Source organism: Streptomyces sp. NPDC003327 (genome assembly GCF_053589515.1).
In genome coordinates this window covers 177,355-188,860 of record NZ_JBSFSA010000010.1, presented here as the reverse complement: position 1 = coordinate 188,860, position 11,506 = coordinate 177,355, and the positions used below count along the sequence as shown (strand labels likewise).

General features: G+C 71.4%; 11 protein-coding genes and 1 pseudogene. All 12 read left to right on the top strand.

Annotated elements, in window-relative coordinates; translation table 11 throughout:
- Positions 1 to 386 (top strand): annotated as a pseudogene (locus ACWDVG_RS12590) (MFS transporter); the annotation flags it as partial.
- A gap of 69 nt (positions 387 to 455) precedes the next feature.
- A complete protein-coding gene (gene pafA / locus ACWDVG_RS12585; RefSeq protein ID WP_451698875.1) occupies positions 456 to 1,817 on the top strand; it encodes a Pup--protein ligase in 1,362 nt (453 codons plus the stop codon).
- Between the two features lie 128 nt (positions 1,818 to 1,945).
- Positions 1,946 to 2,884: an FKBP-type peptidyl-prolyl cis-trans isomerase gene (locus ACWDVG_RS12580; RefSeq protein WP_451698873.1), complete on the top strand. Its 939-nt coding sequence runs from the start codon at positions 1,946 to 1,948 to the stop codon at positions 2,882 to 2,884.
- A gap of 61 nt (positions 2,885 to 2,945) precedes the next feature.
- Positions 2,946 to 3,326: an FKBP-type peptidyl-prolyl cis-trans isomerase gene (locus ACWDVG_RS12575; RefSeq protein WP_451698872.1), complete on the top strand. Its 381-nt coding sequence runs from the start codon at positions 2,946 to 2,948 to the stop codon at positions 3,324 to 3,326.
- Between the two features lie 176 nt (positions 3,327 to 3,502).
- Positions 3,503 to 4,459, top strand: coding sequence for a helix-turn-helix transcriptional regulator (locus tag ACWDVG_RS12570; protein ID WP_451698870.1), 957 nt, complete (start codon positions 3,503 to 3,505; stop codon positions 4,457 to 4,459).
- A 16-nt stretch (positions 4,460 to 4,475) separates the two neighbouring features.
- Positions 4,476 to 5,441: a helix-turn-helix transcriptional regulator gene (locus tag ACWDVG_RS12565; protein ID WP_451698868.1), complete on the top strand. Its 966-nt coding sequence runs from the start codon at positions 4,476 to 4,478 to the stop codon at positions 5,439 to 5,441.
- 139 nt (positions 5,442 to 5,580) lie between these two features.
- Entirely contained in the window at positions 5,581 to 5,844 is a 264-nt protein-coding gene (locus ACWDVG_RS12560) for a hypothetical protein (protein ID WP_451698866.1), read from the top strand.
- An 82-nt stretch (positions 5,845 to 5,926) separates the two neighbouring features.
- Entirely contained in the window at positions 5,927 to 6,124 is a 198-nt protein-coding gene (locus ACWDVG_RS12555; RefSeq protein WP_451698864.1) for a hypothetical protein, read from the top strand.
- A 187-nt stretch (positions 6,125 to 6,311) separates the two neighbouring features.
- Positions 6,312 to 6,593 (top strand): Sec-independent protein translocase subunit TatA, encoded by a 282-nt coding sequence (gene tatA, locus ACWDVG_RS12550; protein ID WP_451698862.1) that lies wholly within the window; start codon positions 6,312 to 6,314, stop codon positions 6,591 to 6,593.
- 119 nt (positions 6,594 to 6,712) lie between these two features.
- On the top strand, positions 6,713 to 7,624 hold the full coding sequence (gene tatC / locus ACWDVG_RS12545) for a twin-arginine translocase subunit TatC (RefSeq protein WP_451698860.1): 912 nt from the start codon (positions 6,713 to 6,715) through the stop codon (positions 7,622 to 7,624).
- Positions 7,625 to 7,666: 42 nt separating this feature from the next.
- Complete coding sequence (locus ACWDVG_RS12540) at positions 7,667 to 8,632, top strand: diacylglycerol kinase (protein ID WP_451698858.1); 966 nt, start codon at positions 7,667 to 7,669, stop codon at positions 8,630 to 8,632.
- 44 nt (positions 8,633 to 8,676) lie between these two features.
- Entirely contained in the window at positions 8,677 to 11,505 is a 2,829-nt protein-coding gene (locus tag ACWDVG_RS12535) for a DEAD/DEAH box helicase (protein WP_451698856.1), read from the top strand.
- Position 11,506 lies beyond the last annotated feature (1 nt).

Genomic DNA, 11,506 nt, shown 5'->3' with positions numbered 1-11,506 from the left:
CGCTCACCCCGGGTCCCGTGGCCATGACCGGCCTCTCGGTGCTCTCCGGCGTCTTCCTGGCGCCCGTCCTGGCCTGCGCCTTCATCGTCGTGGACCGGCACGCGCCGCGCGGCACCGTCACCGAGGCCTTCTCCTGGCTGGTCACCACCTTCGGCGTGGGCGCGGCCCTCGGCTCCGCCGTCGCTGGGCCCGCCGTCGAACTGGCCGGGACCGCCGCCGGTTTCGCGGTCGCCGGCGCGGGCGGTCTCGTCGCCCTGCTCGTCCTGCTCGCCACCGGCCGGGTCCTCACCGCCCCCGACACGCCCGGCGACGGCGGCGACACCGTGCGACACGCCGTGGCCGCGACGTCCTCCGCCGCGCCGCACACCGAAAAGAACGCGCGCTGACCGGAAAACGATCGAAACGGGAACGTCCAACCCGGTTTCAGCGCACGCCGTCGGGCGTAATGTTCAGACATGGACCGCCGCATTTTCGGGCTGGAGAACGAGTACGGCGTCACGTGCACGTTCAGGGGACAGCGCCGACTGTCTCCTGACGAAGTGGCGCGCTACCTCTTCCGCCGTGTCGTGTCATGGGGCCGCAGCAGCAATGTCTTCCTGCGGAACGGCGCCCGCCTGTACCTCGACGTGGGTTCGCATCCGGAATACGCCACGCCGGAATGCGACAACGTGACCGAGCTGGTCACCCACGACAAGGCCGGCGAGCGCATTCTCGAAGGCCTGCTCGTCGACGCCGAACGCCGCCTGCACGAGGAGGGCATCGCGGGCGACGTCTACCTCTTCAAGAACAACACCGACTCGGCCGGAAACTCCTACGGCTGCCACGAGAACTATCTCGTCGCCCGCCACGGGGAGTTCTCCCGGCTCGCGGACATCCTCATTCCCTTCCTCGTGACGCGTCAGCTCATCTGCGGCGCGGGAAAGGTGCTCCAGACCCCGCGCGGCGCCGTCTTCTGCGTCTCCCAGCGGGCCGAGCACATCTGGGAGGGCGTCAGCTCCGCCACCACCCGCTCCCGTCCCATCATCAACACCCGGGACGAGCCGCACGCCGACGCCGAGCGCTACCGCCGCCTCCACGTCATCGTCGGCGACTCCAACATGTCCGAGACGACCATGCTGCTCAAGGTCGGCGCCACCGACCTCGTGCTCCGCATGATCGAGGCCGGCACGGTGATGCGCGACCTGACCCTGGAGAACCCCATCCGGGCCATCCGCGAGGTCAGCCACGACATCACGGGCCAGCGCAAGGTCCGGCTCGCCAGCGGCCGCGAGGCCTCCGCCCTGGAGGTCCAGCGGGAGTACTACGAGAAGGCCGCCGACTTCGTCGACCGGCGCGGCATCCGCTCCGGCACCGTCGCCCAGGTCCTGGAGCTGTGGGGCCGTACGCTCGACGCGATCGAGGCCGAGCAGCTGGACCGGATCGAGACCGAGATCGACTGGGTCATGAAGTACAAGCTCATCGAGCGGTACCGGGCCAAGCACAACATGACCATGTCGCACCCGAGGGTCGCGCAGATAGACCTCGCGTACCACGACATCCATCGTCGTCGTGGCCTCTACTACCTGCTGCAGAAGAACGGCCAGGCGGCCCGGATCTGCAACGACGTGAAGATCTTCGAGGGCAAGTCGGTGCCCCCGCAGACCACCAGGGCCCGGCTCCGCGGCGACTTCATCCGGCGCGCCCAGGAGCAGCGCCGGGACTTCACCGTCGACTGGGTGCACCTCAAGCTCAACGACCAGGCACAGCGCACCGTCCTGTGCAAGGACCCCTTCCGGTCCGTCGACGACCGGGTGGAGAAGCTGATCGCCGGTATGTAGGACCGGCGTACGACCGGCGCGTACGCGTCCCGGGCCCCGCACATTTGGCGTGCGGGGCCCTCGACGTCACAGGAGGGTCCCCTAGAGTGTCGGGACAACTACTGTGCCGTCTGAGATCTGAGGAACACGTGCGCCGACTTGCCGGCCTTCTCGTCGTCCCGCTGCTGCTGCTCTCGACAGCGGCGTGCGGCAGCGAAGACAAGGGCTCCGATTCCGCCTCGATGACGAACGGACTGCCCGCCATCACCGCGGGTGCGAAGTTCGGGGAGAAGCCCACCCTCTCCAAGGGCGAGGGCGACCCGCCGAAGCAGCTGAAGGTCAACGTCATCAGCGAGGGCAAGGGCCCGGTGACGAAGGACGGTGACGCCCTCCAGGTGAACTACCTGGGCCAGGCCTGGGACTCCACCACGCCCTTCGACAACAGCTTCGACCGCGGCCAGCCCTTCGACCTGACGCTGGGCGCCGGCCAGGTCATCAAGGGATGGGACCAGGGCCTGAAGGGCCAGAAGGTCGGCAGCCGCATCGAGATCGGCATCCCGCCGGAGCTCGGTTACGGCGCACAGGGCCAGGGTGACATCAAGCCGAACGCCACCCTGGTCTTCGTCGTGGACATCCTGAAGGCGACCACGATCCCGAAGTCCGCCACCGGCACCCCCGTGGCGCAGGAGAACAAGGACCTCCCGAAGGTCGGCACCAACACCGACGGCAAGGCCCCCTCGCTGACCATCCCCAAGGTCGACCCGCCGACCAAGCTCGTCTCGAACTACGTGATCGAGTCCAAGGGCGAGGTCGTCAAGAACACCGACACCGTCGTCGTGAACTACGTGGCGGCGCTGTGGAAGGACGGCAAGGTCTTCGACTCGACGTACGAGCGCGGCAAGCCCGAGAACTTCCCGCTGGCGCAGCTGACCCTCAAGGGCCTGAAGGACGGTCTCGTCGGCAAGAAGGTCGGCAGCCGCGTGCTCATCGTCGCCCCGCCGGCCGAGGCGTTCGGCAACGAGGAGAAGCAGGGCATCCCGAAGGGCTCCACGCTGGTGTTCGCCGTCGACATCCTGACGAAGGTGTAAGACTGTCCCGGTCGCGCGGATCAGTCTCCGCGCGGTTCATCGGTATGAGGAGCACACTGCAGTGAGCATCGAGAAGCCCGAGGTCGACTTCCCGGGCGGCGAGCCGCCGGCCGACCTGGAGATCAAGGACATCTGGGAAGGTGACGGCGAGGTCGCCGCCGCCAAGGACTTCGTCCGGGTCCACTACGTGGGTGTGGCCTTCTCCACCGGCGAGGAGTTCGACGCCTCCTGGAACCGCGGCAACCCGCTCGAGTTCCAGCTCGGCGTCGGCCAGGTCATCGAGGGCTGGGACAAGGGCGTCCAGGGCATGAAGGTCGGCGGCCGCCGCCAGCTGGTCATCCCCGCGCACCTCGCCTACGGCGACCGCGGCGCCGGCAGCGCCATCGCCCCGGGCGAGACGCTGATCTTCGTCTGCGACCTCGTGGCCGTGGCGAAGCGCTGACCCCGCGCACGACGTGACCGGCCTCCGGTCGCCGAGGGCCCCCGCCTCCCGGCGGGGGCCCTCCGTCGTACCTCCCCCCCCGCGGAGGCCCCCGGCCTCGGCTTTGGTCCGGACACCCCGGGGCGGTACGGTCGGACGTCCGAGAACGGAACCGTCGGAAGAGGTGCAGGGCGTCGATGGCGATTGCCAAGGCCGAGCGGCTGATGAATCTCGCGCTGTGCCTGCTCGGGACGCGCCGCCCGCTCAGCAAGCGCGAACTCCGCGGCTCCATCGAGGCCTACCTCGAAGCGAGCGGCGACGAGGCCTTCAGCCGCATGTTCGAGCGCGACAAGGACGATCTGCGCGAGCTGGGCCTGGTCATCGAGACCGTCGAGAACCTGGAGGGCGAGACCGGGTACCTCGCCCGCCGCGACTCCAACCGGCTCCCGCCCATCACCCTGGACGCCGAGGAGGCCGCCGCCCTCGGCCTCGCCGCCAAGGTGTGGCAGCAGGCCCGCCTCGCCGGGGCCGCGAGCGGGGCCCTCCAGAAGCTCCGGGCCGCCGGGATGCCCGAGGCCGAGGACACGTACGAGACCCTGCCGAGCGCACTCGAACCCCGCATCCCGGTGCACGAGGCCGCCTTCGAGCCCCTCATGCTCGCCTGCCGCGACCGCCGGCCCGTCGTCTTCGACTACCGCAAGGCCAACGCCGTCCGCCCCGAGACCCGCCAGGTCGAGCCGTGGACGCTCGAATGCTGGCGCGGCCACTGGTACCTGGCCGGCTGGGACCGCGACCGCGGCGCCGAGCGCGTCTTCCGCCTCTCCCGCATCACCGGACGGGTCCGCTCCCGGGCGGGCGCCTTCACCGCGCCCGTGCCCGACGTCGTGACCGTCCGCGAGACCGTCGAGACCTGGGCCGGCGAGACCGCCACCCGCTCGGCCCGGATCCGGCTGCGCAGCGGCTGCGGCTACCCGCTGCGCGCCCGCGCGCGGGCCGTGCGCGAGGGCGCGGACGGCTGGGACGAGCTGGAGATCCCGTACGGGCACGGCCTCGACGCCTGGCTCGTCGAGTTCGGTCCCGACGTCGTCGTACTGGAACCGGCCGATCTGCGGGCCGACGTGGTGGACCGGCTGCGCGCCGTGGCCAAGGGCTGAGGGGGAGACGTACCGCATGGCGGCCAACGCGATCGACCAGACGAGGCGGATGCTCTCCCTCGTCACCTACCTGCGCGAGCGGCCCGGCGCCCACGTCGCCGACGTGGCGCGGGCCTTCGGGATCACCGAGGACGAGCTGATCTCCGACCTGGACGTGCTGCCCATGTGCGGGACGAGCTTCCGCGGCGGCGACCTCCTCGACATCGACACCGACGGCGACCGGATCTGGTGGCGCAACCCGAGCGCCCTCGGGGCCGAGGCCGCCGAGCCGCTGCGCCTCGCCGCCGACGAGGCGACCGCCCTGCTCGTCGCCGCCCGCGCCGTCGCCACCCTCCCGGGGCTCCGGGAGAGCGACCGCGACGCGCTGCTGCGCGCCACCGCCAAGCTGGAGGCGGCCGCCGGCGAGGCCGCGGGGGCGAGCTCCCGGCTCTCGGTGACCTTCGAGTCGGAGGGCGGGGTCTTCGCGGAGGTCGACCGGGCCATCTCGGAGCGCAAGCGGCTCTGGGTGCGCTACTACTCGCCCGCCCGCGACGAGCTGACCGAGCGCGAGGTCGACCCGATCCGGCTCTTCGCCGTCGGCCACACCTACATGGAGGCCTGGTGCCGCCTCTCCGAGGCGCGCCGCACCTTCCGCCTCGACCGGGTCGCCGAGATCCGGATCCTCGACGAGCACGCCGCCCCTCCGGAGCTGGAGCTGCGCGACCTCTCCGAGGGCCTGGTGCAGCCGTCCGCCGACGACCCCGAGGTGGTCGTCGAGGTCGGGCCCGGCGGCCGCTGGGTCGCCGAGTACTACCCGCACGACCGCGCGGAGGAGCTGCCGGACGGCGGTCTGCGCATCACCCTGCGCACGCCCGACCCGGCCTCCCTCCGCCGGCTCGGCCTGCGGCTCGGCAGCGACGGCCGGATCGTCGCCCCGGCCGGGCTCGCCGAGAGCGCCAGGGAGGCGGCTGCGGCCGCGCTGGCGGCGTACGAGGGCGTGTGAGACGGGCGCGCCCCGGGACCCGCGCCGACCGCGGGCGTACCGGAGTGTGACGTTCCCCGGTCGGGGGACGCTGTTACTGACGTACCGCCAGGGAGGGGCACGCCGATGCCCGGGAGCGTCGGCGGGGGAGTCGAGAGAGATGAGGGAAATGTCCGTGGTGCACGGTTTTACGGCGACGATGGCCCCGGTCCTCTTCAAGGCCGCCTGCCCGGACTGCCGTTCCCGCTTCGAACTCTCGGCCGGAGCGCTGCGCCTCGCCATCGGTGCCAGCCGCCGCACCACCTTCTACTCCTTCACCTGCCCCGAGTGCGGCAGCTCCGTCCGCAAGCCCGCGGGCGAGCGCATCGTGGAGCTGCTCACCGGCGGCGGCGTCCGGACGCTGCGCCTCCACACCACGGTCTGAGCCCCCGCGCCCACACCACGGTCCGAGCCCCCGCGCCCACACCACGGTCCGAGCCTCCGCCCCCACGGTCTAGGCTCTGCACATGTTCTGGCCCATGCTCGCCGTCGCCCTCGGTTTCCTCGGCATCGCCGTCCTCGGTGTCCTCGCCGTCAAGGTCTTCCTGGAGGTCCAGCGACTCGGTCGTCAAGTGGCCCGCACCACAGAGCGCATCGCCAGGGCCGCCGAAGACCTCGAGAACGCCGCCGCCGACCTGGCCCGAACGGGCGACGCCCTGCGCTGACTTCCGTGCGTACGCTGCACGAAGCCCCCTCCGGGCGCTCCCGTCGGACGCAATCGCACGTATGCAAGGGCATTGCCCCACGTTTACTCGTGCGGGTTACGATCGCAGGCAGCGCGGTGGCCGGACGGACGTCCGACCCGCCGGGCACGCACTCCATGCCGCCTCGGTGAGAAGGTAGACCACAGCCATGTTCCGTCAGATCGGTCCTCTCGAGATCACTCTCATCCTCCTCGTGATCGTGCTTCTCTTCGGGGCCAAGAAGCTCCCCGAGATGGCGCGCTCCCTGGGCAAGTCGGCACGCATCCTCAAGAGCGAGGCGAAGGCGATGAAGTCGGAGGGCGCGGAGACCGCCCCGGCCGGCCCGCCGGCCGACCAGACCGCCCCGGCCCCGCGGACCATCAAGGCCGCTCCCGGTGACGTCACCACGGCCCGGCCGGTGACCGAGCCCACGGACTCCACCCAGCGCTGATCCTCGGTACGACCTGCTCGCCCCCCAGGGCCGCCGTGGAGCGGCCTGCCCGCACGAGATGAGGACGTGGGTTGCTCAAGTCTGCCCGCACACAGAAGGAGAAGGATCCCGAGGGGCGGATGCCGCTCGCGGACCATCTGCGCGAGCTGCGTAACCGTGTGGCCAAGGCGATGCTGGCGATCGTCGTCGCCTCCGTCGTGGCCGCGTTCTTCAGCCAGCAGCTGATGGACCTTCTCTCCTCGCCGGTGCCGAAGTGCCCGCCCGACAGCACGGTCTCCGACAACACCGGCGGCAGCTGCGTCATCATCGCGTACCAGAGCATGCTGTCCCCCTTCACCTCGACGGTGAAGGTGGTCATGCTGGCGGGTGTCGTCGCCTCGACGCCGGTCTGGCTCTACCAGCTCTGGGCCTTCATCGCGCCCGGCCTCCACAAGAGCGAGAAGAAGTACACGTACTACTTCGCGGCCGTCGCCGTGCCGCTCTTCGCCGCCGGCACGTACACCGCGTTCCTGATCATGCCGGTCAGCGTCCGGGTCCTCATCAGCATCACGCCCGAGGTCGCGTCGAACTTCCTCTCGCTCGACGACCTCCTCGACTTCACGACGCGGATGGTGCTCGTCTTCGGACTCGCCTTCGAGCTGCCGCTGGTGCTGATCATGCTCAACATCACCGGCGCGGTCACCGGCAAGCGCATGGCCGGCTGGTGGCGGGCCATGATCATGGGCACGTTCGTCTTCGGCGCCGTGGCCACGCCGTCCACGGACCCGCTCGGCATGATCGCCCTCTCGGGGCCGATCATCCTCCTCTACTTCCTCGCCGTCGGCGTCGCCCTCCTCAACGACCGCCGCCGCAGGCGCAACGACCCCGACGCCGAACTCGACGACGACGAGGCCTCCCGCCTCGACCTCACCCCCGAGGCCGTCGGCGCGATCGAGTCCGTCGGCCCCGCCCGCGCCCTGCCCGGGCAGGCGAGCGGCGAACCGGACGGGCGCGCCGTGCACCGCCCCGGCGGTTACGACGACATCACCTGATCTTGTAGGGTCCCCCCAGGCTCCGTCCGGGGGGACTTCTCCATGACCAGCGACCTCACGCTCTTCGCCAACCCCACCGCGGGACGCGGCCGGGGCGCCCACGCCGCGCAGCCCGCCGCACAGGCCCTCAGGGACGCCGGCTTCTCCGTCCGCACGATCCTCGGGCACGACTCCGACGACGCCCTGCGGCGCGCCCGGGAGGCCGTGCGGCAGGGCACCGGGGCCCTCGTCACCGTCGGCGGCGACGGCATGGTCTCGCTCGCCCTCCAGGCCGTCGCCGGCACCCGCACCCCCCTCGGCGTGATCTCCGTCGGCACCGGCAACGACTTCGCCCGCAGCCTCGGCCTGCCCGTCCGCGACCCGGCCGCCGCCGCCCGCGTCACCGCCGGCCTCCTCAAGGACGCCGGACCCCGCACGATCGACCTCGGCCGCGTCTCCGCGGGCGACGGGACCCGCACCCGCTGGTACGGCACCGTTCTCGCCTCCGGCTTCGACTCGCGCGTCAACGACCGCGGCAACCGCATGCGGCTGCCCCTCGGCCGCTTCACCTACGACCTCGCGATCCTCGCCGAGCTCGCCGCCTTCCGCCCCGTGCCGTACCGGCTCACCCTCGACGACGGCCGTGTCGTCGAGACCGACGCCACCCTCGTCGCGGTCGGCAACGGCACCTCCTACGGCGGCGGCATGCGGATCTGCGCGGAGGCGCTCCCCGACGACGGGCTCCTCGACGTCACCGTCGTCGGCGACTGCGGCCGCGCCACCCTGATCAAGGTCTTCCCCCGCGTCTACAAGGGCACCCACCTGACCCACCCCGAGGTCACCACGTACCGCGTCCGCTCCCTCACCCTGGACGCCCCCGCCACCACCGGGTACGCCGACGGGGAACCGCTCGGACCGCTGCCGCTCGCCGTGGAGTGCGTACCCGGCGCCCTCAGGGTGCTCGCGCCCGAGCCCGCCGCGTCCCCCCATGAAGAGCGGCGCACGAAGCCCGGCCCATCCCCTCGATAAAGATCGCGTCACTGTCAGAGGGGGCGGGTAGGCTCGACAACAAGATGACAGAGGACCTCACACCCGCCGAAGCGTACGCAGCCGCTCGCGCCCGCAACGCCGAGCAGGCCACCGCGCTGGCCCCCTTCCGCGAGATGTACGAGTTCGGTCTGGACCCCTTCCAGATCGAGGCCTGCCAGGCACTCGAATCGGGGAAGGGCGTGCTCGTCGCGGCCCCGACCGGGTCGGGCAAGACCATCGTCGGCGAGTTCGCCGTCCACCTCGCCCTCACCCAGGGCCGCAAGTGCTTCTACACGACCCCCATCAAGGCGCTGTCGAACCAGAAGTACGCCGACCTCGTCAAGCGGTACGGCACCGAGAAGGTCGGCCTGCTGACCGGTGACAACAGCGTCAACGGCGACGCGCCGATCGTCGTCATGACCACCGAAGTCCTCCGCAACATGCTGTACGCGGGGTCCCAGGCCCTCTCCGGCCTCGGATACGTCGTGATGGACGAGGTCCACTACCTCTCCGACCGGTTCCGCGGAGCCGTCTGGGAGGAAGTGATCATCCACCTCCCCGAGTCCGTCACCCTCGTGTCGCTCTCCGCGACCGTCTCCAACGCCGAGGAGTTCGGCGACTGGCTCGACACCGTCCGCGGCGACACCGAGGTCATCGTCTCCGAGAGCCGGCCCGTCCCGCTCTGGCAGCACGTCCTCGCCGGCCGCCGGATGTACGACCTCTTCGAGGAGGAGACCGACCACGGCGGCCGCGGCGCCTCCCGCCGCGAGGTCAACCCCGACCTCCTCCGCCTCGCCCGCACCGAGAACTCGCGCACGTACAACCCGCGCGACCGGCGCCGGGGCAAGATGGTCCGCGAGGCCGACCGCGAGCGCGAGCGCCGCCAGCGCTCCCGCATCTGGACGCCGGGCCGTCCCGAGGTCATCGACCGCCTCGACGCCGAGGGCCTGCTCCCGGCCATCACCTTCATCTTCAGCCGGGCCGGCTGCGAGGCCGCCGTCCAGCAGTGCCTCTACGCCGGGCTCCGGCTCAACGACGACGACGCGCGGCGGCGCGTCCGCGAGATCGTCGAGGAGCGCACCGCCACCATCCCCACCGAGGACCTCCACGTCCTCGGCTACTACGAGTGGCTCGAAGGCCTGGAGCGGGGCATCGCCGCGCACCACGCCGGCATGCTCCCGACCTTCAAGGAGGTCGTGGAGGAGCTGTTCGTCCGCGGCCTCGTCAAGGCCGTCTTCGCCACCGAGACCCTCGCCCTCGGCATCAACATGCCCGCCCGGTCGGTGGTCCTGGAGAAGCTCGTCAAGTGGAACGGCGAGCAGCACGCCGACATCACCCCCGGCGAGTACACCCAGCTCACCGGCCGTGCCGGACGCCGGGGCATCGACGTCGAGGGACACGCCGTCGTCCTGTGGCAGCGCGGCCTCGACCCGGAGTACCTCGCCGGACTCGCCGGCACCCGGACGTACCCGCTGCGCTCCAGCTTCAGACCCTCGTACAACATGGCGGTCAACCTCGTCGAGCAGTTCGGGCGGCACCGCTCGCGCGAGCTCCTGGAGACCTCCTTCGCCCAGTTCCAGGCGGACCGCTCGGTCGTCGGCATCTCCCGCCAGGTGCAGAAGAACGAGGAGGGCCTCCAGGGCTACCGCGAGGGCATGACCTGCCACCTCGGTGACTTCGAGGAGTACGCGCGGCTCCGCCGCGACCTCAAGGACCGGGAGACGGAGCTGGCCAAGCAGGGCGCGGCCCAGCGCCGGGCCCAGGCCGCCGCCTCCCTGGAGAAGCTGAAGCCCGGCGACGTCATCCACGTGCCGACGGGCAAGTTCGCCGGACTCGCGCTGGTCCTGGACCCGGGCCTGCCGGCCGGACGGACCAACGGCCACCGCGGCTTCGAGCACCACGACGGGCCCCGGCCGCTGGTCCTCACCGCGGAGCGGCAGGTCAAGAGGCTCGCCTCCATCGACTTCCCGGTGCCCGTCGAGGCCCTGGAGCGGATGCGGATCCCCAAGTCCTTCAACCCGCGCTCCCCGCAGTCACGGCGCGACCTCGCCTCCGCGCTGCGGACCAAGGCCGGACACCTCAACCCCGAGCGGCAGCGCAGACATCGGGCCGCCGCGGCCGACGACCGCGAGATCGCCCGGCTGCGCACCGCCCTGCGGGCGCACCCCTGCCACGGCTGCGACGAGCGCGAGGACCACGCCCGGTGGGCCGAGCGCTACTACCGCCTCCAGCGGGACACCCGCCAGCTGGAGCGGCGCATCGAGGGCCGGACCAACACGATCGCCCGGACCTTCGACCGGATCGTCGCGCTTCTCACGGAGCTCGACTACCTGCGCGGCGACGACGTCACGGAGAACGGCAAGCGGCTCGCCCGGCTCTACGGCGAGCTGGACCTGCTGGCCAGCGAGTGCCTCAGGGACCGCGTCTGGGAGGGGCTCAGCCCGGCCGAACTGGCCGCCTGCGTCTCGGCGTTGGTGTACGAGTCGCGGCAGGCCGACGACGCCGTCGCGCCGAAGCTGCCGAGCGGGAACGCCAAGGCGGCGCTGGGCGAGATGGTCCGGATCTGGGGCCGGCTGGACGCCCTGGAGGAGGAGTTCAAGATCAACCAGGCGGAGGGTGTCGGGCAGCGCGAGCCCGACCTCGGCTTCGCCTGGGCCGCGTACCAGTGGGCGTCCGACAAGAGCCTCGACGAGGTGCTGCGCGAAGCCGGCATGCCCGCGGGCGACTTCGTCCGCTGGTGCAAGCAGGTCATCGACGTCCTCGGACAGATCGCGGCCGCCGCGCCCCGGGAGAACAGCACGGTGCCGAAGAACGCGCGGAAGGCCGTGGAGGCGCTGCTCCGCGGTGTCGTGGCCTACAGCTCGGTGGGCTGAC